The 21,085-nt window shown below is 60.1% G+C and carries 22 protein-coding genes; 9 read left to right on the forward strand and 13 right to left on the reverse strand.

Annotated features, from left to right (window positions below):
- Positions 1-5: 5 nt before the first annotated feature.
- Both BLW70_RS01220 and BLW70_RS01225 read right to left on the reverse strand, forming a co-directional pair.
- Positions 6-452 (reverse strand): DUF2442 domain-containing protein, encoded by a 447-nt coding sequence (locus BLW70_RS01220; protein ID WP_074871097.1) that lies wholly within the window; start codon positions 450-452, stop codon positions 6-8.
- A complete protein-coding gene (locus tag BLW70_RS01225) occupies positions 449-877 on the reverse strand; it encodes a hypothetical protein (RefSeq protein WP_056744643.1) in 429 nt (142 codons plus the stop codon). Before BLW70_RS01225 ends, BLW70_RS01220 begins: the two co-directional genes overlap by 4 nt.
- Before the next feature lie 316 nt (positions 878-1,193).
- On the opposite strand from BLW70_RS01225, the gene BLW70_RS01230 reads away from it, so the two are divergent.
- The 3 genes from BLW70_RS01230 to BLW70_RS01240 all read left to right on the forward strand — a co-directional run bounded on the left by BLW70_RS01230 (position 1,194) and on the right by BLW70_RS01240 (position 3,547).
- Entirely contained in the window at positions 1,194-2,105 is a 912-nt protein-coding gene (locus tag BLW70_RS01230) for a LysR family transcriptional regulator (protein WP_074871099.1), read from the forward strand.
- Between the two features lie 141 nt (positions 2,106-2,246).
- A complete protein-coding gene (gene aroQ / locus BLW70_RS01235; RefSeq protein ID WP_074871101.1) occupies positions 2,247-2,687 on the forward strand; it encodes a type II 3-dehydroquinate dehydratase in 441 nt (146 codons plus the stop codon).
- Positions 2,684-3,547, forward strand: coding sequence for a shikimate dehydrogenase (locus tag BLW70_RS01240; RefSeq protein WP_219732566.1), 864 nt, complete (start codon positions 2,684-2,686; stop codon positions 3,545-3,547). The genes aroQ and BLW70_RS01240 overlap by 4 nt, the downstream gene beginning before the upstream one ends.
- 12 nt (positions 3,548-3,559) lie before the next feature.
- Here BLW70_RS01240 and BLW70_RS01245 read toward each other — a convergent pair whose 3' ends face one another.
- Positions 3,560-4,237 (reverse strand): TetR/AcrR family transcriptional regulator, encoded by a 678-nt coding sequence (locus BLW70_RS01245; RefSeq protein ID WP_074871102.1) that lies wholly within the window; start codon positions 4,235-4,237, stop codon positions 3,560-3,562.
- A gap of 102 nt (positions 4,238-4,339) precedes the next feature.
- On the reverse strand, positions 4,340-6,241 hold the full coding sequence (gene quiC / locus BLW70_RS01250; protein ID WP_074871104.1) for a 3-dehydroshikimate dehydratase QuiC: 1,902 nt from the start codon (positions 6,239-6,241) through the stop codon (positions 4,340-4,342).
- 387 nt (positions 6,242-6,628) lie between these two features.
- On the opposite strand from quiC, the gene BLW70_RS01255 reads away from it, so the two are divergent.
- A complete protein-coding gene (locus BLW70_RS01255; RefSeq protein ID WP_235864980.1) occupies positions 6,629-7,930 on the forward strand; it encodes an MFS transporter in 1,302 nt (433 codons plus the stop codon).
- A gap of 46 nt (positions 7,931-7,976) precedes the next feature.
- Here BLW70_RS01255 and BLW70_RS01260 read toward each other — a convergent pair whose 3' ends face one another.
- Both BLW70_RS01260 and BLW70_RS01265 read right to left on the reverse strand, forming a co-directional pair.
- A complete protein-coding gene (locus BLW70_RS01260) occupies positions 7,977-8,855 on the reverse strand; it encodes a DMT family transporter (RefSeq protein ID WP_074871108.1) in 879 nt (292 codons plus the stop codon).
- 145 nt (positions 8,856-9,000) lie between these two features.
- Positions 9,001-9,777, reverse strand: a complete 777-nt coding sequence (locus BLW70_RS01265; RefSeq protein WP_074871110.1) for an IclR family transcriptional regulator — start codon at positions 9,775-9,777, stop codon at positions 9,001-9,003.
- Positions 9,778-10,066: 289 nt separating this feature from the next.
- Between BLW70_RS01265 and ypfJ the strand changes: the two genes are divergently transcribed.
- Complete coding sequence (gene ypfJ / locus BLW70_RS01270; RefSeq protein WP_074871112.1) at positions 10,067-10,960, forward strand: KPN_02809 family neutral zinc metallopeptidase; 894 nt, start codon at positions 10,067-10,069, stop codon at positions 10,958-10,960.
- On the forward strand, positions 10,961-11,920 hold the full coding sequence (locus tag BLW70_RS01275) for an alpha/beta hydrolase (protein ID WP_074871114.1): 960 nt from the start codon (positions 10,961-10,963) through the stop codon (positions 11,918-11,920).
- Positions 11,921-12,038: 118 nt separating this feature from the next.
- Here BLW70_RS01275 and BLW70_RS01280 read toward each other — a convergent pair whose 3' ends face one another.
- From BLW70_RS01280 to BLW70_RS01290, 3 genes are all read right to left on the reverse strand, one after another.
- A complete protein-coding gene (locus BLW70_RS01280; protein ID WP_074871116.1) occupies positions 12,039-12,632 on the reverse strand; it encodes an HAD family hydrolase in 594 nt (197 codons plus the stop codon).
- Positions 12,629-13,498, reverse strand: a complete 870-nt coding sequence (gene tesB / locus BLW70_RS01285; protein ID WP_008149206.1) for an acyl-CoA thioesterase II — start codon at positions 13,496-13,498, stop codon at positions 12,629-12,631. Before tesB ends, BLW70_RS01280 begins: the two co-directional genes overlap by 4 nt.
- Positions 13,499-13,601: 103 nt before the next feature.
- Complete coding sequence (locus BLW70_RS01290; protein WP_074871118.1) at positions 13,602-14,171, reverse strand: GNAT family N-acetyltransferase; 570 nt, start codon at positions 14,169-14,171, stop codon at positions 13,602-13,604.
- A 74-nt stretch (positions 14,172-14,245) separates the two neighbouring features.
- On the opposite strand from BLW70_RS01290, the gene BLW70_RS01295 reads away from it, so the two are divergent.
- Entirely contained in the window at positions 14,246-15,166 is a 921-nt protein-coding gene (locus BLW70_RS01295) for a histone deacetylase family protein (protein ID WP_074871120.1), read from the forward strand.
- 282 nt (positions 15,167-15,448) lie between these two features.
- Positions 15,449-16,687, forward strand: coding sequence for a TIGR03862 family flavoprotein (locus tag BLW70_RS01300; protein WP_174553762.1), 1,239 nt, complete (start codon positions 15,449-15,451; stop codon positions 16,685-16,687).
- Between the two features lie 140 nt (positions 16,688-16,827).
- Here the strand turns inward: BLW70_RS01300 and BLW70_RS01305 are convergent, their stop codons facing one another.
- Both BLW70_RS01305 and yedA read right to left on the reverse strand, forming a co-directional pair.
- A complete protein-coding gene (locus BLW70_RS01305; RefSeq protein WP_074871125.1) occupies positions 16,828-18,162 on the reverse strand; it encodes an RNA helicase RhlE1 in 1,335 nt (444 codons plus the stop codon).
- 52 nt (positions 18,163-18,214) lie between these two features.
- Complete coding sequence (gene yedA, locus BLW70_RS01310; RefSeq protein WP_074871126.1) at positions 18,215-19,141, reverse strand: drug/metabolite exporter YedA; 927 nt, start codon at positions 19,139-19,141, stop codon at positions 18,215-18,217.
- Positions 19,142-19,304: 163 nt separating this feature from the next.
- Between yedA and BLW70_RS01315 the strand changes: the two genes are divergently transcribed.
- Complete coding sequence (locus BLW70_RS01315; protein ID WP_074871128.1) at positions 19,305-19,754, forward strand: Lrp/AsnC family transcriptional regulator; 450 nt, start codon at positions 19,305-19,307, stop codon at positions 19,752-19,754.
- Positions 19,755-19,878: 124 nt separating this feature from the next.
- On the opposite strand, the gene BLW70_RS01320 is transcribed toward BLW70_RS01315, so the two are convergent.
- Positions 19,879-20,490, reverse strand: a complete 612-nt coding sequence (locus tag BLW70_RS01320) for a 3'-5' exonuclease (protein WP_074871130.1) — start codon at positions 20,488-20,490, stop codon at positions 19,879-19,881.
- Positions 20,491-20,512: 22 nt separating this feature from the next.
- Positions 20,513-20,992 (reverse strand): LabA-like NYN domain-containing protein, encoded by a 480-nt coding sequence (locus BLW70_RS01325; protein ID WP_008149222.1) that lies wholly within the window; start codon positions 20,990-20,992, stop codon positions 20,513-20,515.
- Positions 20,993-21,085: the final 93 nt, after the last annotated feature.

A 21,085-nucleotide genomic window follows, 5' to 3' on the forward strand; every position in this document is an offset into this window, starting at 1 on the left:
CGTGCTTAAAGGGGGATATCGGTCTTGCGCGGACGCCCGCCCTTACGGCCATTCGCCCGCGCCGCCTCTGCTTTGGCGGCGCTGCTTTGGCGACCATTACGCGAGGCGATGACCGATGCGGCCATATCCATCAGCGGCTTGCTCGCCGAAATCATCCCGGCAATGGAGACCTGCAGGTCCTTACCTTCGTGGCAAAGGGCTGTCCCGGAAAAGCCGACTTTGAGGTCGGCGAAATCCTCGATGTCGAAATCATCGAACTCCGGATAGTGCTGCACGGGTAACAGCACGCCACTGCCATCAATAAAACTGACCGCCAGACACGGTTCCACAAAGGTCACCGAGGTCGCCCGCAGACCGCCTTTGTGGCGCAGTTGGCCACGCTGGATGGCATCATCCAGCGTGGCTTCGGTTACCGGCCGATCCACCAACATTTTTGCTGTTATCGTTTTCATAGTTCGATCTCCACGCCCTCCGGAACGCCCATCAGCGCCAGCAGGGTCTTGTTCGTCTCGGGCTCATAGCAAGCCGAGCCAATCATGCAGGTCGTACTGGCGACCCTTTTCACCACCACGACTTCACTGGTTTGCCAGTCCCATATCTGATGATCGAGGCAGACCGTGTGCAACTTGTCCCACCAGATACACCGGGCGCGGCGCAAATGAGCGGGTTGTCCGAGTGCATGACGCAACCCTTCCAGCACCGCCACAGGTGGCCGGCGAGAATGAGGAACCACGTCCCACAGCTCGACACTGTTGTGCCAGAAGCTGAATTTGAAGCGCGCACTCCAGGTTCCGGCATCTACATGGGCATGCGGCGGACAGTGCTCATCGCGCAACATGATCACCATTGAAAATCCTTTGTAGCTGAATAATCTCATGCTAACCCATCCGTTAGGTTAATGAATCCGAAGACCCGACATTCCTTGGAAAATCCGATAACTGGCGCTGCGTTGAATTCGTCATTGCGACTTTTGAGACTAGCGCCAAGGTTCGGCTTGGGCCGGTGGATCACACCGCTAAATGGTAAGCAATCCTTTCCTGGCGCCGACTAAAAAGCCGCCCCGAGGGCGGCCGTCTTGGCTTGTCAGGCAATCAACCCGGCTGGTTTGCTCATCACAAACTCGCTGTATCTGTGTGCTGGCTTCTGATAAACACTGACTCACACACTTCATTTGATCCCCGGTGTAATTAATCATGCAGCGACAATTCGACGATCTTCAGCTGGGCAGCATCGAACTGTTTTGCCTGGCTGCCGAGGCTGGCAGCTTTACCGCCGCCGCGCTGGTGGCTGGCGTGACGCCCGCGGCTGTGAGCCGCTCGGTGTCGCGCATGGAAGAACGCCTGGGCGTGCGGTTGTTCGCCCGCACCACTCGCAGCGTCAAGCTGAGCGACAGTGGTCGGCGTTATTACGAGGAATGTCGCCAGGCGCTGGCGCAATTGGTCGAGGCCCAGCGTGAAGTCATGGGGCAGCAGCAACAGCCTTCCGGCACCTTGCGCATCAGCATTCCCACCACCTATGCCCATCACCGGATTTTGCCGTTGTTACCGGCTTTTCGGGCGCGTTTTCCAGCGGTGAAGGTCGAGTCGCACATCAGCAATCGCAACATCGATTTCGTCGCGGAAGGCTATGACATGGCGATCCGCGTGCGGGCGATTCCGGATTCCGGCCTGATCGCCCGACAGCTGGAAGACGCCGCGCTGGTGATGATTGCCAGTCCTGACTACCTCAAGCACGCGGGCATTCCACAAACACTGGATGATCTCAAAGAGCACGAGTGCATCCAGTACGAATTGCCCAGCAGCGGTCGGCGGATTGCCTGGCTGTTCAACGACAATGGCGAGCAGCGGGAGATTCTGGCCGAGGGCAATCTCAGTTGTTCCGACGATGTGCTGGGCGGGGTGACCCTGGCCAAACATGGTGCGGGACTGTTCCAGACCTATCGCTTCATCGTCGAAAACGAACTGGCCGATGGTTCGCTGGTGGAAGTGCTCAAGCCCTATGGCGGACGCTCGCGACCGTTCACCCTGCTCTACCCGCAAACTCGTCATATGCCGTTGCGCCTGAGGGCCTTCATCGATTTTCTCGTTGAGCATCTGCCCCGCTGAAAGTCAAAACCGTCCGATCACCGCACACATTAACCCTGAAAACGGCCTCTGCAATTGACCAAATTAACTAGCTAGTACAATTTATCTCCACAGGCTGAAACCCTCGGCCAATGCCAAAAACAATACGTGGAGAGACCCCCGATGCCCCCTATCGTTCTGGTGCTCAACGGCCCGAACCTGAACCTGCTCGGCACCCGTGAACCGGCGACTTACGGTCACGAAACCCTGGCCGACCTCTCAGCCTTGTGCGGTCGTGCCGCCGAAGAGTTCGGCCTGGCGGTGGAGTTTCGCCAGACCAATCATGAAGGCGAACTGCTCGACTGGATTCACGCCGCGCGCGGCCGTTGTGCCGGGATCGTCATCAACCCGGCCGCCTGGACTCACACCTCGGTCGCGATTCGCGATGCCCTGGTCGCCAGCGAACTGCCGGTGATCGAAGTCCACCTGTCCAACGTTCATGCCCGCGAGCCCTTCCGCCACCACTCTTTTGTGTCGGCCATCGCCACGGCGGTGATGGCCGGTTTCGGCAGCCACGGCTATCGTCTGGCGCTGGAGCATTTCAGCCAACGTTTAAAAGGATGAAGACCGTGACTCAGACCAACGCTGTACTGGCCGGACTGATCGGTGCCGGCATCCAGGCTTCTCGCACCCCGGCGCTGCACGAGCATGAAGGTGATGCCCAGGGGTTGCGTTACCTCTATCGATTGATCGATCTGGACCCGTTGAAACTCGACAGCAGTGCCCTGCCCGACCTGTTGGTAGCCGCCGAGCGGATGAACTTCACCGGCCTGAACATCACCTTTCCGTGCAAGCAGACGATCATTCCGCTACTCGACGAATTGTCCCCGGAGGCCCGCGGCATTGGGGCGGTGAACACGGTGGTGTTGAAGGACGGCAAACGCATCGGCCACAACACCGATTGCCTGGGCTTCGCCGAGGGTTTTCGTCGCGGCTTGAAGGGCGTTGCCCTTGAGCGCGTCGTGCAAATGGGCGCCGGTGGTGCCGGCGCGGCAGTGGCCCACGCACTCTTGAGTGAAGGCGTGCAGCTGCTGAGCATTTTCGACGTGGAGACCAGCCGCGCCCAGAGCCTGGCGGACAACCTCAATCAACATTTCGGCGGCGGCCGGGCTGTGGCGGGCCATGACTTGCCAAGCACTCTCGCCCAGGCCGACGGCCTGGTGAACACCACCCCCGTGGGCATGAAGAAACTGCCGGGCATGCCGGTGCCGGTGGAGCTGCTTCGAGGTGAGTTATGGGTGGCGGAGATCGTTTACTTTCCGCTGGAAACCGAACTGCTGCGCAACGCCCGCGCGTTGGGTTGCCGCACGCTGGATGGCGGTAACATGGCGGTGTTTCAGGCGGTGAAGGCGTTTGAGTTGTTCAGTGGCGTGGTGCCGGATGCGCAGCGAATGCTCGAGCATTTCCAGAGCATGAATGGCTGAAAAGCCAAGGCGTCAGGCCTGTAGATAGCGCAAAACCGCCTCGCAGATCATCGCCCGATGACGTTGCTTGATGCTTTCTTCCGGCAGGTCGATCTGAAAAATCTCACTTAAGGTATGGCGGTTCGACACGCGATAGAAGCAGAACGAACTGATCAGCAGATGCACATCCAACGGATCAAGCCCTGCCCGGAACACACCCTCCTCAGCACCGCGACGCAAAATCTCGCCCAGTGAATCGAGGATGGTGTTGTTCATCGCCTTGATCGCATCGGAGCGCTTCACGTATTCCGCGTTGTGAATGTTCTCGATGCTGACGATGCGCACAAAGTCGACGTTGTGATCATGGTGATCGAACGTGAATTCCACCAGCCGCCGAATCGCGTCCACCGGCGCCAGTTCGGTCAGGTGTAACCGGTTTTCGGTATTGCGGATATCGCCGTAGAGTTTCTCCAGCACCTCGATGTAGAGCTGTTCCTTACTGCCGAAGTAGTAATAGATCATGCGTTTGGAGGTGTGGATGCGCTCGGCAATCGCATCGACGCGAGCGCCGGAAAGCCCCTGCTGGACGAACTCGACAATCGCCTCTTGAAGGATATTCTCGCGGGTCTTTTCCGGGTTGTTCTTGCGACTCTTGCGCGGCTCGACAATCGGCTTGTCGGGTGCTGTGGAGAGTTCTGAAGTTATTGTCATTGCGGGCTCACGGCCATCACTGCACAGGTGGGCGATTATGGGCCGCTCCGCACAGTGAAGGAAGCCGCGCGGCAGCGGTTTGTGCCCGTGTTTACGATTTCCCTACAACTTGGCCTGGCGTACGACACCGCTTCGAGACTTGGCCATGGCCGCCAGTCGTACCGCGACGTTGGCGGCGCCGTAACCTGCGTAACCGTTCTTGCGCTGGATGATCTCGAAGAAGAAGCGCCCTTCGAACGGCTCGGTATACACATGGAACAGCTCGCCACCCTGGGCATCGCGGTCGTAGAGCACGTTGTAATAAGCCAGTTCGCTGAGGAACTCGTCGTCGAAATCGAACCGCGCAGCAAGGTCATCGTAGTAATTGAGCGGGATGTCCAGCAGCGGCACGCCGGCCTCCTTGGCCCGGCTGACTTCGGCAAAGATGTCGTCGCAATCGAAGGCGATGTGATGCACGCCGGAGCCACGATAACTCGACAGCGCGTGTGAGATTGCGGTGTTGCGGTTCTCGGAAATGTTCAGCGGCAAGCGGATCGAACTGTCCCGGCTGCGCAGCGCCCGACTCTTTACCAGGCCGTATGGGTCAGGCAGCACCACTTCATCATCGGCTTCGAAATCCAGCAGGCTTTTATAGAACAGCACCCAACTGTCGAGGCTGTCGGCCGGCAGCGCCATGGCCATGTGGTCGATGCGCTTGAGACCACCGCTGGCCACCGCAGCAGGTTGCAGATTGAAGTCGGTGCCGTAGACATCGGCGTCCTGGTCCACCAGATAAATCAGGCTGCCATCCGGTGCGCGCACCGCGGCGAGCTCCAGTTCATTGGGGCCGACCAGCCCGCGATACGGCTGGCCTTCATAAGCCACTGCCCGGGCCAGCGCACTGGCGCTGTCCTTGACCCGCACGGCGGTGGCACACAGCGAGGGGCCATGCGCCTCAAAAAAACTGTGGGCGAAGGAGTAAGGCTCGGAGTTGAGGATCAGGTTGATATCACCCTGACGCAGCAAGCTCACGCTCTTGGAACGATGCTGGCCGGCTTTGACGAAACCCAGCCGCTCCAGCCAATGAGACAGCTTGGCGCCAAGGCTTTCGTCCACGGCGAACTCAAGAAACTCGATGCCGTTGTACTCGCTGGCCTTGGGCGTCTCGAACAGAATGTCGACAGTCGCCGGTGACGTGGTTTCTTGCGCCAGACGCTCGCGGGTTTTCTCCTCCAGGTACAGCAACGAGCGCAAACCGTCGGCGGCATTGGCCCGTGGCGGCGCGGCTCGGAAGCCGTCGTTGAAGATCTCCAGCGACAACGGCCCGGTGTAACCGCTCTTGATGATCGGCGCGAGAAAACCCGGCAGATCGAATTCGCCCTGGCCCGGGAAACAGCGGAAATGCCGGCTCCACTCCAGCACGTCCATGGCCAGGATTGGCGCGTCGGCCATTTGCACGAAGAAAATCTTGTCGCCGGGGATTTCGGCAATCGCGCTCGGATCACCCTTGAGCGACAGCGTGTGAAAACTGTCCAGCAGCACGCCGAGGCTTGGATGATCGGCCTGACGGACGATGTTCCACACCTGTTGATAAGTGTTCACATGGCGGCCCCAGGCCAGCGCTTCATAGCCGATCCGCAAACCACGAGCACCGGCGCGTTCGGCCAGCAAGCGCAAATCATCGATCAGAATTTGTTCGTCACCGATGGCGTCGGCCGAAGCGTTGCTGCACACCAGCACCAGGTCGGTGCCCAGTTCCTGCATCAGGTCGAACTTGCGCTCGGCCCGCTCCAGGTTGCGCGGCAGGCGGTCACGGCGGCAGCCCTCGAAATCCCGGAAGGGTTGAAACAGCGTGATCGCGATCCCGAGATCGGCGCACATCTGTTTGATTTCCCGCGGGCTGCCGTCGTAGTAGAGAAGGTCATTCTCGAAAATCTCCACCCCGTCGAAACCGGCGGCGGCAATGGCTTCAAGTTTTTCCGGCAGGGTACCGCTCAAGGACACGGTGGCAATGGAACGCTGCATATTTCGACTCCCGGTAGTGGAGACAATCTTGTTATCGACATCGCACGCTTCGTGCAGGAGCACGGCTTGTCGGTGATGGCGATCTTAAGGGCGCCATCGCCGGCAAGCCGTGCTCCTTCAGGAACCGCGTTTAACTTGGGGGGATTATTGGCCGGTGGAATCGACACAGCAATTTAAAGTGTACTACCCGGTTAGTTTTGCGTGCGATTATCGAACACAATGGCCTTGGGCGAATTGACGATTTTTCGTCCACTGCGCAACATCAACGCCACATTGGGTCCCGTCATCAACCGCGGGCTCCGGTTACCCAAGACCCAGAACACCACATAAAAATAATCGGTGGACTACATGACTCCTTCTCAAAGCTCTCCCGTGGAGCGTTCCTCCATGACTCCTGCCACTGGCGGCATCGGCGACAAGATCCGCGGCGCCATGGCGGTCGGCAAAACCCGTTGGGGCATGCTGGCGCTGGTGTTTTTCGCCACCACCCTGAACTACATCGACCGCGCCGCACTGGGCGTGATGCAGCCTATCCTTGCCAAGGAAATGAGCTGGACGGCGATGGACTACGCCAACATCAACTTCTGGTTCCAGGTCGGCTATGCCATCGGTTTCGTGCTGCAAGGCCGGTTGATCGATCGGGTCGGCGTCAAGCGCGTGTTCTTCTTCGCCGTGCTGCTCTGGAGCCTGGCCACCGGCGCTCATGGCCTGGCCACTTCGGCCGTCGGCTTCATGGTTTGCCGATTCATCCTCGGTCTGACGGAAGCCGCCAACTACCCGGCGTGCGTGAAGACCACACGGTTATGGTTCCCGGCCGGCGAACGCGCCGTGGCCACCGGCATCTTCAACGCCGGGACCAACGTCGGTGCGATGTTCACCCCCATGTTGTTGCCGCTGATCCTGCATGTCTGGGGCTGGCAGGCCGCGTTCCTGTGCATGGCGTCGCTGGGCGGGATCTGGTTGCTGTTCTGGGGCTTGAAGTACTACAACCCGGAAGATCATCCGAGCGTTAAACAATCGGAACTGGACTACATCCAGAAGGAAGTCGAACCGGAACAATCCCGCGTGCCGTTCACCAAAATCCTGCGCATGCGTGGCACCTGGGCCTTCGCCCTGGCTTATGCGATCACCGCGCCGGTGTTCTGGTTCTACCTCTACTGGCTGCCGCCGTTTCTCAATCAGCAATACAACCTGGGGATCAACGTGACCCAGATGGGTATCCCGCTGATCATCATCTACCTCACTGCCGATTTCGGCAGCGTCGGCGGCGGGATCCTGTCCTCATTCCTGATCGGCCGCGGCGTCAACCCGATCAAGGCGCGGCTGATGTCCATGTTCCTGTTCGCCTGCTGCATCGTCGGCGTGATCATGGCGGCGGGTTCGAGCAGCCTGTGGGTCGCCGTGGCCGCCATCTCCCTGGCCATCGGTGCGCACCAGGCCTGGACCGCGAACATCTGGAGCCTGGTGATGGACTACACGCCTAAACACATGATGAGTACGGTGTTCGGCTTCGGTGGCATGTGCGCGGCCATCGGCGGGATGTTCATGACCCAGTTGGTCGGCCACATTCTGACGATCACCAACAACAACTACACCGTGCTGTTCACCATGATTCCGGCGATGTACTTCATCGCGCTGATCTGGATGTACTTCATGGCACCGCGCAAGATTCCGACCGTCACCCCGTAAAATCCCCTCCCCCGGCAGGCCTGATTCCAGGCCTGCCCTGCGGCTCTCACCGACGACTCTGCTGCCAGGCTGCTGCCAACCCGCTGCAACAGATCACCGCGATCCCGATCACCGTGGTCAGGGTCGGCGTGTGGGAAAACAGCAACCAGCCCAGCAAACCGGCAAAGACAATCTGGCAATAGCCGAACGGCGCCAACAACGCCGGGGCTGCATGGCGGAAGGCTTGCGTCAGAAACAAGTGAGCCGTCATCCCGCAGGCGCCCAGCGCCACCATCATGAATCCATGGCCCAGGCTGGGGACTTGCCAGAAGAACGGCACCAGCGCGCTCATCACCAGGGTGTTGCACAGCCCGGCGAAAAAGTTGCTGGTGGTCGGGCTGTCGATTTCACTGAGCTTGCGGGTGAGCAACTGATAGAAGCAGAAAAACAGCGCCGAGCAGAGCGGCAGCAACACCGCCGGGGTAAAGAGATCTCCGCCGGGATGGACGATGATCAACACGCCGATGAAGCCGCAAATCACCGCAATCCACTGGCCACGCGTGACGTGCTCGCGCAGCAGTGGCACCGACAGCGCCGTCACCAGCACCGGCGCAAGAAAGTTGACCGCCGTGGCTTCGGCCAAAGGGATGTACTGCAAGCCGGTGGTGAAAAACAGACTGGTGCCCAGCAGGCACAACGCCCGCAACAGCTGAAGCAACGGCCGTTTGGTGCGTAGGACACCCAACCCGGATTGCGGCAGGAAAATCCCGGCCATGAGTAAGGTGTGAACCAGATAACGGGCCCAGACCACCATGACGACCGGGTAGAAGCCTGAAAGGTATTTCGACAAGGCGTCGTGACTGGAAAACAGGAAGGTCGCAACGACGATCAGCACAATCCCTTTGAAGGGCTGGTTTACGCCTGAGAGCGGAGTGCTGACGGTCATTCGGTATCCCTTGTGTTGTGCATCAACTATTTAAAAGCATCCCTTACCGGAAAGACGAACCCGAATAATTTAGAACCTTGTTCCAGATTCCTACACAGGTAAACCAAAAAAGTGTGCGAACAGCGCACGGTTTCTGTAGGAGCGATCAGTTGAACAACTCAGAGGCCAGACTGGCCGCCGACAGCTCATCGGCGAATTTCAACAACAGTGGCGCCAACTCATGCAATCGCGCCCCCGGCATCCGCGCGCTGGGCCCGGCGATGCTCAGCACACCGATGACTCGACCATCACTGGGATGTCGCACCACCGCAGCAATCGCCGAAGTGCCCACTGCCGAACTTTCCTCGACCCAGGCATAACCCTGCTCCCGCGCCAGGCGCAGGCGTTCCAGCAATTCGATGTTGGAACGCGGAGCATTTGGCCCGAGGTCCTTTGGCCGCTCGACACCCTGTCGTTCGACCAGGGACAGCGCCTCGGCATCGCTCATGCACGCCAGCCACGCATGCCCGGACGCGGTGTAAAACAAGGGCGCATCACGGCCCATGTCCGGGTCGTAGCGCAGCCCGGAACGGGCGCCCTGGGATTTGGCGATCCAGATCTGCCGCTCACCTTCAATCACCCCAAGACGCACCAGCTCGCCGGTTTCCTGGGCGAGGCGATCCAGCACCGGCTGCACAATATCGGCGCCGCTGCCCGACAGGTAACGGAAACCCATCGCCACCAGTTTGGTCGACAGGTGATACCGCAAATTCTCCGGATTCTGTCGCACATAACCCAGCCGGATCAGCTCGGCGAGCAACCGGTGAGTCGCGCTTTTGGGAATATCCAGCTGCTCCGCCAGCTTCTGCATCGGCAGGCCACGAGGGTCACTGGTGAGACTTTCAAGCACGCTGAAAACACGTTCGATCTGACTGCCTGCCATTGAGAGGTTCCACACAAATTTTGTCCGATTCTAGAAGACAACCGACCGTATGCGAAATCTGGAACCCACTGTCCGAAAACGAAGCAGGCGGTCGCCTGCTCGATAAAAACCGGTCGCCCGAAGGAATTAGATGGGTTGTCTGTGTTCAATACGAGTCTGGAAGACTCCCGGCCACCCACCACAGGTTGCCGGGACGGCTGCTGTGCGCAACAAAAGATGGACGACCGGACTGGCGCCGCTCCCACTCAGCAGCAACACTCATCCCCACGGACAATCAGAGGATTCCCACATGCTATGGAAAAAAGGCCGACGCAGCGACAACGTGGTCGATGCCCGTGGAGATGATGTCGGCAGTGGCGGTGGCGGAATGCGCTTCGGTGGCGGCAAGGGCCTGAGCCTGACGGCGATTATCTTGATCGTCGGGATCGGCTGGATCACCGGCCAGGACCCGCTGCAAATCCTCGGGCAATTGACCGGACAGATGAGCGAGCAATCGGCACCGGCCCCGACTCAAACCCGCAAGGCGCCACCGGCCACTGATGAAGGAGCCGAGTTCGTGCGCTCGATCCTCGGCGATACCGAAGACACCTGGGGTCAGATATTCCAGCAGGCCGGGCGTCAATATAAGGACCCGACCCTGGTGCTGTTCAGCGGCCGCGTCAACTCGGCCTGCGGTCTGGCCAGTTCGGCGACCGGTCCGTTCTATTGCCCGGCGGACCAGAAGGTCTACCTGGACATGAGTTTCTTCCAGGAAATGTCCCAACGCTTTTCCGCCGCTGGCGACTTCGCTCAGGCCTACGTGATCGCTCACGAAATCGGACACCACGTGCAGACGCTTCTCGGTGTATCGGCGAAAGTTCAGACTGCCCGCCAACAGGGTCGGCAGATGGAAGGCGACAGCGGTTTGCTGGTGCGCCAGGAACTTCAGGCCGATTGCCTGGCCGGAGTCTGGGCCAACAATGCGCAGAAACGGCTGAACTGGCTGGAACCCGGTGACATTGAAGAAGCCTTGAACGCCGCCAATGCCATCGGCGATGACCGCTTGCAACAGCAAGGTCAGGGGCGCGTGGTGCCGGACTCGTTTACTCATGGTACGTCGGCGCAAAGGGTGCGCTGGTTCAAAATCGGATTCGCACAAGGCCAGGTCGGCCAGTGCGATACCTTTGCAGCGAAAAACCTATAAATGAACAAGTGGCTGTTAGCTCTACTGATCACCTGCGCAAGCGCCCAGGCTGCCGAGCATGCGGTCAAAGAGGTCAGCTCCGGGCGCCTGCTTTTGACTTCAGGTGAAATCGCGGTGGGCATCGGCCCGGCGCCGGCGAAAATCGAACGCGTGCTGATCATCATCCATGGTCGATTGCGCAATGCCGATACCTATCGCCAGAGCGCCGTGCGCGCGGCCGAACAGGCCGGGCAAACCGCCAGCACCTTGGTGATCGCTCCGCAATTTCTCAATGAAGCCGACGTCGTAGCCCATCCCGTGGCGGACAGCGTATTGCGCTGGCAGGGCAACGACTGGATGGCGGGCGGTTTATCCACCGCACCGTTTACCATGAGTTCCTACGCGGCGCTCGACGAAATCATCGGCCGAATCGGCGATCGAAAACAGTTTCCGGACGTGAAGCAAATTGTCATCGCCGGTCACTCCGGCGGCGCTCAGGTGGTGCAGCGATACGCGTTGCTGGGCCACGACCAGCCAGCGCTCAAGGCGGCCGACATACAGGTGCGTTACGTCATTGCCAACCCGTCGTCTTATGCGTACTTCGATGAACGACGACCCGTGGCGTTCAACCACGCCGGTTGCCCGAATTTCAATCGCTGGAAATATGGGCTGGCGAATTTACCCGCCTATGCCGAAGGGCAAACGGCCAAGCAGTTGAAGGAAATCTACGTCAAACGTGATGTCGTTTATCTAATCGGACAGCAGGATAACGACCCTAAGCAGTCGGCGCTGGATAAAAGCTGTGAAGCCCAGGCTCAGGGAGCCAATCGATTGGCTCGCGGGCGCAATTATTTTGCTCACCTGAAGCGGCTGCAACCTCAAGGATTGAATCAGCAACTGATTGAAGTGCCCGGGGTCGGGCATGACGGGGACGGGATGTTCAACTCGCCGCAGGGGCGCAAGGCGTTGTTCGGTCAGTGAGTTGTGTGGCGTCTGATCTGACGCCATCGCGAGCAGGCTCGCTCCCACAGGTTTTGTGTTGGACAAAGTATTGTGATCAACACAGAACCTTGTGGGAGCGAGCCTGCTCGCGAGGCCCTCAAGCCGACAACATTTCTCGCAACGCCACGCAATCCGCCGCATGCCAATCCGCCAACTCAGGCCAGGGATTATCCGGCAGGTTCACCAACACCGTCCGCGCCCCTGCCGCCCGACCGCAATCCAGATCGAAGCGGTAATCGCCGACCATCACCAGCTCGCTGGCCGGGACATTCCAGGCCTGGGCCAACTTCAGCAGACCGCCGGGATGCGGTTTTGGCGGTGCTTCATCGCGGCCCAGTACATCCTCCGCCGCGAAGCAGTCAGCCAAACCGATCGCCTCTAGCGTGACATGCGCCAGTTCGCGCGCATTGCGCGTGAGAATGCCCAGGCGATAACCGCGCCCGGCCAGCTCGCGCACCAGTTCTACCGCGCCCGGTGCCGCTTTCGAACCCAGTGCCAGGTCGCGTTCATGTTCCAGCAACCACGCATGTTTGGCGGCGGCCTCATCGGCCGGCAGCGCGGCGAGGTGGGTCAGGATGTCGTCTTCGGCAGGAATCGCCAACGCCACGCGGATCGCCGCGAAGTCATGCACGGCCACCGTCAGGGTGCCGTCCATATCGAACACCCAGTGCCGCACCTCGGCCAGGCTCATGCCCAATCCTTGCGGTGGCGAATCAGGCCTTCCTGGGTGACCGACGCCACCAGTTGCCCGGCACGATTGAACACGCTGCCACGGGAGAAACCGCGGGAGTTGCCCGCCCAAGGGCTGTCCATCGCATACAGCAACCAATCATCGGCACGTAGATCCTGATGGAACCACAGCGCGTGATCGAGGCTGGCGACCTGCATGTCTTTCTGCCAGACCGATTTGCCATGGGGCTGCATCGAGGTGGTCAGCAACCCGAAATCCGAAGCGTAGGCCAGCAGGTATTTATGCAGCGCCGGGGAGTCGGCCAAGGCACCGTCGGCGCGAAACCAGACGTACTTGATCGGATCAGACGGCTGCGGGTTGTAGGGATCTTTCTCGGTGATCGGGCGAAACTCGATCGGTTTCGGGCACAGGAATTTTTCGCGCATGTGCTCAGGGATCAGGTGCGCGCGCTGCTGAGTGAGTTCCAGCTCCGACGGCAGGTTTTCCGGGCCGACCACCACCGGCATCTCTGCTTGGTGCTGGAAGCCTTCTTCGTCGTACTGGAACGACGCACTGCAAGTGAAAATCGGGTTGCCCTTCTGGATCGCCGTCACCCGGCGCGTGCTGAAACTGCCGCCGTCGCGTACCCGGTCAACCTGATAAACCACAGGCAACGCGGAATCGCCGGGGCGCAGGAAATAACCGTGCATCGAATGCACATGACGCGCTTCTTCGACCGTCTGACTGGCCGCCGACAGGGATTGGCCGATCACCTGACCGCCGAACAGCTGACGAAAACCGAGGTCCTGGCTGCGGCCACGGAACAGGTTTTCTTCGATCGGTTCCAGGGTCAGCAGGTCAACCAGATCATCCAACACTTGGCTCATTCAGACTCTCCTCACACAACGCATGCCGCGCAGTCTTGGCTGCGACGGTCGATTCAATTTCTGGCCAGGGCCCACGGCAGCCATTGTAAACGTCCGTGTCGGCTTAGCCATGCAAGGTTTGCAGCCATTGTTCACGGGTGATGCGGTACAACGCATGGTGACGCAGGGGATGATCGGCCGCGAGCATCGGGTGCTCGAAATCATTGGCTGAATCATGATGCATGCCGATGGCCTGCATGACTTTCTGCGACGGCATGTTGGTTTCGGTAGTGAAGGACACCACTTCTTTCAGCGCCAACCGATCAAACCCGCAGCGCAGAGCGGTCCACGCCGCTTCACTGGCATAACCAAGGCCCCAGTGTTCGCGAGCCAGGCGCCAGCCGATTTCGGTGGCCGGGGCAAAGCGCGCGTCGAAGCCAACCACGGCGAGCCCGGTAAAACCGATAAATGCCCCGGTGTCCTTGCGCTCCAGCGCCCAGAAACCGAAGCCATGTTCGGCAAAATGGCCACGAATCCGTCCGATCAGCGAGGCACTTTCCAGTCGACTCAAAGGCGCCGGAAAATAACGCATCACCTGTGGATCGGCGCACATCGCCGCAAACTCCGGCAAATCCTCATCGCTCCACTGCCGTAACAGCAGTCGCGCGCTCTCGAGTTCCAGTATCGGTTCCATCGTGCTCCCCCGTTCCCATGCCACAAGTCTACAACGCTGGTAGGATCCGTCCTTCATTCCTACGTTAATTCGTCATGCCCTTGCCCCTGATCTACCACGAAGACTACAGCCCCGAGTTCCCGGCGGAACACCGCTTCCCCATGGACAAGTTTCGCCTGTTGCGCGATCACCTGGTGGACAGCGGACTGACTCGCGACGCTGACCTGCTGCGCCCCGACCTCTGCCCGCCAGAGATTCTCGCGCTCGCACATGACCCTGCGTATATCGAACGCTACATGGGCGGCGAGTTGTCCCGTGAAGACCAGCGACGCCTCGGCCTGCCGTGGAGCGAAGCCCTGGCCCGGCGCACGGTGCGGGCGGTTGGCGGCTCGCTGCTGGCGGCCGAGCAGGCGCTGGAGCATGGTTTGGCCTGTCATCTGGCTGGCGGCACCCATCACGCGCATTACGACCATCCTGCCGGGTTCTGCATCTTCAATGACCTGGCGGTGATCAGCCATTTCCTGCTGGAAAGCGGCCGTGTGAATCGGGTGCTGATCTTCGACTGCGATGTGCATCAGGGTGACGGGACTGCACGAATCCTGCACAACACCCCCGAAGCGGTGACCGTTTCCCTGCACTGCGAGAAGAACTTTCCTGCGCGCAAAGCCGAAAGTGACTGGGACATTCCACTGCCCAAGGGCATGGGCGATGCCGATTACCTGAAGGTGGTGGACGATGCGCTGAATTATTTGCTGCCGCTCTACCAACCTGACCTGGTGTTGTACGACGCCGGCGTCGATGTGCACAAGGATGACGCACTCGGTTATCTAAAGCTGACAGACGAAGGCGTCGCCGCCCGCGATGAAAGCGTGATGCGCCATTGCCTGGGCCGGGATATCCCGGTGGTCGGGGTGATCGGCGGCGGCTACAGCAAGGACCGCAAGGCGTTGGCGCGCCGTCATGGAATCCTGCATCACAGTGCGCAACGGGTCTGGCAGTCATCAGGTTGTCATTGAGGTCTGGGTCTTTACCCACAATGCCTGTGGAACTGCCTGTGGATAACCTGAGTGAAAGGGCCTACAGGCTATGTGCTGTGTAGCCTACAGAACACTGGTTGTTTTTTGATCACTATCTTATAAACACAACAGAACCCATGTGGGAGTGAGCCTGCTCGCGATAGCGGAGGCACATCCAGTAATTGAAGTGACGGTCAGATCGCTATCGCGAGCAGGCTCACTCCCACAGGGAATGGTGCTGGTAGAATGCGCGGCTTATTCCGCCAAACCGCAGCTCTCGCCATGACCCAATCCGCCGCCCTCTCCCCTCACGTCGCCATCATCGGCGGCGGCCCCGCCGGCCTGATGGCCGCCGAAGTGCTGAGCCAGGCCGGGGTCAAGGTTGACCTGTACGACGGCATGCCGTCAGTAGGGCGAAAATTCCTCCTGGCCGGCGTCGGCGGCATGAACATCACCCATTCCGAAGCCTACCCGGCATTTCTCTCACGCTACGCCGAACGCGCGCCGCAGATTGCGCCACTGCTGCGTGGCTTCGGTGCCGATGCGCTGTGCCAATGGATTCATGACCTGGGCATCGAAACCTTTGTCGGCAGCTCCGGGCGAGTCTTTCCTACAGACATGAAAGCCGCCCCCCTATTGCGCGCCTGGCTCAAACGCCTGCGAGACAGCGGCGTCGTTATCCATACCCGCCACCGCTGGCTCGGCTGGGATGACAGCGGTGGATTGCGCATCGCCAGCCCTGAAGGCGAAAAAACCGTCAAACCTGACGCCACCTTGCTGGCCCTCGGTGGCGGTAGCTGGTCGCGGCTGGGCTCGGACGGCGCCTGGATGCTGGCGCTGGAACAACACGGCGTAGGACTCGCGCCGCTGCAACCGAGTAATTGCGGCTTCGAGGTGCAGGCCTGGAGCGAGTTGATGGTCAGCAAATTCGCCGGCGCACCGCTGAAAAACATCGCCATTGGCCTCAATGACGACGTGCCGCGGCTCGGGGAATGTGTGATTACGGCAACCGGGATCGAAGGCAGTTTGATCTACGCCTTGTCAGCGCCGATCCGCGAGGCCATCAATCAGCACGGCTCAGCAACCATTCACCTGGACCTGTTGCCGGGCAAGCCTGTGGATAAAGTACAGTCTGCGCTGAGCAAACCGCGTGGTTCACGCTCAATGTCCAAGCACCTGCACAGTCAGCTCGGCATTGATGGCGTGAAAGCGGCGTTACTGCGCGAACTGACGCCGGCCGAACACTTCACCGATCCGGCGCTGCTGGCCAAAGCGATCAAGGCGCTTCCACTGACACTGGTGAAAACCCGCCCACTGGACGAGGCCATCAGCACTGCCGGTGGCGTGATGTTCGAAGCAATGGATGAGCGTTTGATGCTCAAGCAACTGCCCGGCGTGTTCTGCGCAGGAGAAATGCTGGATTGGGAAGCGCCGACCGGCGGCTATTTGCTGACCGCGTGTTTCGCCAGTGGGCGAGCGGCAGGGTTGGGGATGGTGGAGTGGTTGAAACACAAGGGCTGAAGAACCGGTGCGCGCGCCACTGATCGTTCCCACGCTCTGCGTGGGAATGCCTCTTCGGACGCTCTGCGTTCGGCTTTGAAGGGACGCGGAGCGTCCCGGGCTGCATTCCCACGCAGAGCGTGGGAACGATCATTACGCGATCAAGGCTTCTTCTTACGCGGCCCGGTATTAAACACCGGCACCTTGCGCACAGGTTTGATCGAAGGCTCCGGCGCCGACGCATCCCCACTCTCGACCCACTTACCCAGATTGCGTTTACCGCCACCGGAGGTCTTCGGCTTCTTCGGTTTTTTCGGCTTCTTGACGACCTGACCGCTGGCATCGGTATCCGGCACCCGGTGCTCGGGCTCGAAGTCATGTTCCATCTGGCGAGGCAATGTCTGACGGGTCAACGTCTCGATGGCCGACAGCAGATTCACTTCATCAGCGCAGACCAGCGAAATCGCCTGCCCGGTTGCACCCGCGCGACCGGTACGGCCGATCCGGTGGATGTAGTCCTCCGCCACGATCGGCAGGTCGAAGTTGACCACCAATGGCAAATCTTCGATATCCAGACCACGGGCTGCAACGTCGGTGGCCACCAGAATCTGCACTTCACTGGCCTTGAAACGGTCCAGTGCGCGCTGACGGGTTGCCTGAGGTTTGTCGCCGTGGATGCCGTCGGCATTGACGCCCAGGCCCTGGAGTTTTTCCACCAGCGCGTCCACGCCATTGCGGGTCTTGGCGAATACCAGCACCTGCTTCCACTTGCCCTTGCGCAGCAAGTGGATGAACAGCTCCGGCTTGCGCTTCTTGTCCACCGTCACAACCCATTGCTTGACGGTGTTGGCCGCCACGTTGCGCGGGCTGACTTCGATGCTCAACGGATCGTTGAGCATTTGTCCGGCCAGCAAGCGGATCGCGTCGGAGAACGTCGCGGAGAACAGCAGCGTCTGACGTTGCTTGGGCAGCACGCGGTAGATATTCCCCAGTTCCTCGGAGAAACCCAGATCAAGCATGCGATCGGCTTCGTCCAGGATCAGGGTTTGCAGCTGATTGAACTTGAGGGCCTTCTGGCGATACAGGTCGAGCAAACGACCCGGCGTCGCCACCAGCACGTCAACCCCCTTGCGCAGCTTCATCATTTGCGGGTTGATGCTGACGCCGCCGTACACCGCGTAAGTGCTCAGCGGCAGATTCTCGGCGTACTGACGCACGGCTTCGTGAACCTGTTCGGCCAATTCGCGGGTCGGCACCAGGATCAGTGCGCGCACCGAGTTGGACGCCACTTTCGGCCCTTCCATGGCCAGTAATTGCAGGAGCGGCAGCGCGAAGCCGGCGGTCTTGCCAGTCCCGGTCTGGGCGGCGGCCATCAGGTCGCGACCGGCCAGCACCGCCGGAATGGCTTGCGCCTGAACCGGCGTCGGGGTCTGGTAGCCGAGCGTCTCGAGAGAGCGCAGCAAGGGTTCGATCAGGCCAAGGGAGGCGAAAGTCATGGGATTACCGTAGGAAAATTCAGCGCGGGTGTGCAATGGCGCGCAGTTTACCCTAATTCACACTCGATTCTGTCTGCACCACGGCCGCAGGTCTTTCCGGCGCCCGGCGCCACTGCGGCAAACCGATCAACACCACGGCGCTGATGATCACCAACATGGCCAGCGCTTCTTCTATCCCGATGGTCTCGCCGACAAACACGATCCCCAGCAACACCGCCACCGCTGGGTTGACGTAGGCATAACTGGTGGCCGCCGCCGGACGCACGTTTTTCAACAGGTACATATAAGCGTTGAAAGCGATGATCGAGCCGAAGAAGGTGAGGTAGGCCAGGGCCGCCCAGCCTTCGATCGGCGGCATGGCTTGCAGATGCTCACCGCTTACCGCACTGCCGATCAGCAGCGCTACACCGCCGACCAGCATTTCCACGGCACTGGCCATCGCGCCTTGGGGCAGCGGTAAGTGTTTGCTCCACACCGAACCGAAGGCCCAGGACGCTGCGGCGAATATCAGCAAGGCGGCACCCAACGGGCTCGATTGCAAGTTGGAACCGAGATTGAGCATGGCAATGCCGATCAGCCCGAGCGCAATCCCGGCCCATTCGAGACGGGTATTACGCGCGCCCCAGAAATATCCGCAGAGCAAGGTAAACAGCGGCACCGTCGCCACCGCCAACGCAGCCACACCCGAAGCCACGCCCGTGTGCTCGGCCACGCTCACCGCGCCGTTACCGAAACTCAGCAGCAAAATCCCGATGATCCCGGCGGCTTTCCACTGTGGCCAGGTCGGTGCCGGCGCCCCGCGCCAGCGCAGGAACGCATACATCAGCGTCCCGGCGATCACGAAGCGGATACCGGCGAGCAGCAGCGGCGGCCAGTACTCCACACCGATGCGAATCACCAGGTAAGTCGACCCCCAAATCACGTACAACGCGAAAAAGGCAGCGATCAACGGTAAGGGAAAACGACGTAAGCCAGGCATGGGGCAGCTCGTAGGCAAGACAAGTGAGCAGCTATTCTAGAAAGGCCAGTCGCTTAAAATAAGTTACAAAACCTGTTTATAGCGCCGGTACACTTTTCAAAACACGGAGTTCATCGCTATAAACCGTGTTTTCGAAAGTCAGTCATTTTTCAGGAATCCGACGATGGACAAATACGACCGCATGCTCCTCAGCGCCCTGTTGGAAAACGGTCGTGCGTCCTACGCCGACCTGGCGCGCAAAGTGAACCTGTCCGCCCCGGCCGTGGCCGAGCGCGTGGCCAAACTGGAAGCTTGCGGGGTGATCACCGGTTATCAGGCGAAAGTCGACATGGCCAAGCTTGGCTTGCCGATCCAGTGCGTGATCGAACTGCGCTTGAATCAGCACGGTAACCAGAAGGCCTACGACGACCTGATCAAAATCCCACAACTGACCGAATGCCACCGGGTGACGGGTGATCCGTGCGTGATCATGCAAGCGGCGGTGGGTTCGATGCCGGAGCTGGAAGAGCTGATCAACCGGATCGCCAAGTTCGGGTTCAGCAAGACGTCGATTGTGTTGTCGAGCGCGATAGAGAAGCGCGTGCCGTTGGGGCAGTTGGAAGGAAAACCCTGATCAGATCGTTCCCACGCTCTGCGTGGGAATGCCTCAATGGACGCTCTGCGTCCGCTTTGGGACGCGGAGCGTCCCGGGCTGCATTCCCACGCGGAGCGTGGGAACGATCAAAATGGCGTTGCTGCTAGAACCCGCGATGGCGCTTCAGATGCTCATTGATCTTCGCCGCCGGCACTTTTTGCAAGCTCACCAGCAGATCATGTGACAACTCGCGCAACCCGTGTTTCTGCCGCAGTTCCTGGGCCAGATACGCCGTCAGGTTGGCCGCCATTTCAGCATCGGCCATCGCCCGGTGAGCCTTGCCGGTGTGAGGCAGGCTGGCGAACGTGGTGAGGGTGCCGAGTTTGTGGTTCGGCGCGGCGGGCATCAAACGGCGGGCGAGGAGCAGCGAGCAGGCAAAGTTCTGCAAGCGTGTGCGTTTGATTCGCCCCAGCTCAAAGTCCCAGAACTTCTGGTCGAACGCGGCGTTGTGCGCCAGCAGCGGTGTGATCCCGACGAATTCGTTGACTTCGTTCATCACCTGCTCCGCCGATGGCGCGGTGCGCAGCATGGCGTTGCTGATGCCCGTGAGTTGTTCGATGAAGGCTGGCACGCGCACGCCGGCATTCATCAGGCTTTGGTAACGCTCGACGATGCGCCCCTGTTCAAGGATCACCACGGCAATTTCCGTGGCCCGGCAACTGCTGCTCGGGGAGATCCCGGTGGTTTCAAAGTCGATGACTGCTATGCGTTCCAAACCTGTTTCAACTCCGTATAAATCAATTCTTGAGCAGCAACGCGCCTTCGATCGGCACGTAGCGGCTGGCGGCGCGGATCAGCGAGTTGGCCGTCAGACCCGGCACGCCGTAGGCCACGGCTTGCACACCGTGCTTGGTGATGATGCGCTCCAGCAGCATGTCGAAATCACCGTCACCGGAGGCCAGCACCACTTCGTCGACATGATCGGCGGCGTCCATGATGTCGAGGGTGATGCCCACGTCCCAGTCACCTTTGGCCGAGCCATCGCTGCGCTGGATGTAAGGCTTGAGCTTCACGACGAAGCCGAGGTTGCGCAGGATCTGCTGGAATTGCTGCTGTTTGCTGTCGCCACGATCGATGGCGTAGGCGTAGGCCTCAACGATCTCGCCCTGTTTGCTGATATCAGCCCACAGCGCGGCATAGTTGAAATGGCAACCATAGGCCTGACGCACGGTGTAATAGAGGTTCTGGACATCGGCGAACACTGCGATTTTTTTCACCGGTCATCCTCGTTGGCGCGCCGCAGCGCAGGCAGGATCAGGCACCAGGCCCGAAAAGTTGCCCAGTATGCCAGCCTGAAGGATTGTTCCGCG

Origin of the sequence: Pseudomonas frederiksbergensis (assembly GCF_900105495.1) — a bacterium.
Classification (GTDB): domain Bacteria; phylum Pseudomonadota; class Gammaproteobacteria; order Pseudomonadales; family Pseudomonadaceae; genus Aquipseudomonas; species Aquipseudomonas frederiksbergensis.

Coding starts and splice junctions, on each gene's coding strand:
- BLW70_RS01220 (WP_074871097.1), bottom strand. CDS start 452: ATGAAAACGATAACAGCAAAAATGTTGGTGGATCGGCCGGTAACCGAA.
- BLW70_RS01225 (WP_056744643.1), bottom strand. CDS start 877: ATGAGATTATTCAGCTACAAAGGATTTTCAATGGTGATCATGTTGCGC.
- BLW70_RS01230 (WP_074871099.1), top strand. CDS start 1,194: ATGCAGCGACAATTCGACGATCTTCAGCTGGGCAGCATCGAACTGTTT.
- aroQ (WP_074871101.1), top strand. CDS start 2,247: ATGCCCCCTATCGTTCTGGTGCTCAACGGCCCGAACCTGAACCTGCTC.
- BLW70_RS01240 (WP_219732566.1), top strand. CDS start 2,684: ATGAAGACCGTGACTCAGACCAACGCTGTACTGGCCGGACTGATCGGT.
- BLW70_RS01245 (WP_074871102.1), bottom strand. CDS start 4,237: ATGACAATAACTTCAGAACTCTCCACAGCACCCGACAAGCCGATTGTC.
- quiC (WP_074871104.1), bottom strand. CDS start 6,241: ATGCAGCGTTCCATTGCCACCGTGTCCTTGAGCGGTACCCTGCCGGAA.
- BLW70_RS01255 (WP_235864980.1), top strand. CDS start 6,629: ATGACTCCTGCCACTGGCGGCATCGGCGACAAGATCCGCGGCGCCATG.
- BLW70_RS01260 (WP_074871108.1), bottom strand. CDS start 8,855: ATGACCGTCAGCACTCCGCTCTCAGGCGTAAACCAGCCCTTCAAAGGG.
- BLW70_RS01265 (WP_074871110.1), bottom strand. CDS start 9,777: ATGGCAGGCAGTCAGATCGAACGTGTTTTCAGCGTGCTTGAAAGTCTC.
- ypfJ (WP_074871112.1), top strand. CDS start 10,067: ATGCTATGGAAAAAAGGCCGACGCAGCGACAACGTGGTCGATGCCCGT.
- BLW70_RS01275 (WP_074871114.1), top strand. CDS start 10,961: ATGAACAAGTGGCTGTTAGCTCTACTGATCACCTGCGCAAGCGCCCAG.
- BLW70_RS01280 (WP_074871116.1), bottom strand. CDS start 12,632: ATGAGCCTGGCCGAGGTGCGGCACTGGGTGTTCGATATGGACGGCACC.
- tesB (WP_008149206.1), bottom strand. CDS start 13,498: ATGAGCCAAGTGTTGGATGATCTGGTTGACCTGCTGACCCTGGAACCG.
- BLW70_RS01290 (WP_074871118.1), bottom strand. CDS start 14,171: ATGGAACCGATACTGGAACTCGAGAGCGCGCGACTGCTGTTACGGCAG.
- BLW70_RS01295 (WP_074871120.1), top strand. CDS start 14,246: ATGCCCTTGCCCCTGATCTACCACGAAGACTACAGCCCCGAGTTCCCG.
- BLW70_RS01300 (WP_174553762.1), top strand. CDS start 15,449: ATGACCCAATCCGCCGCCCTCTCCCCTCACGTCGCCATCATCGGCGGC.
- BLW70_RS01305 (WP_074871125.1), bottom strand. CDS start 18,162: ATGACTTTCGCCTCCCTTGGCCTGATCGAACCCTTGCTGCGCTCTCTC.
- yedA (WP_074871126.1), bottom strand. CDS start 19,141: ATGCCTGGCTTACGTCGTTTTCCCTTACCGTTGATCGCTGCCTTTTTC.
- BLW70_RS01315 (WP_074871128.1), top strand. CDS start 19,305: ATGGACAAATACGACCGCATGCTCCTCAGCGCCCTGTTGGAAAACGGT.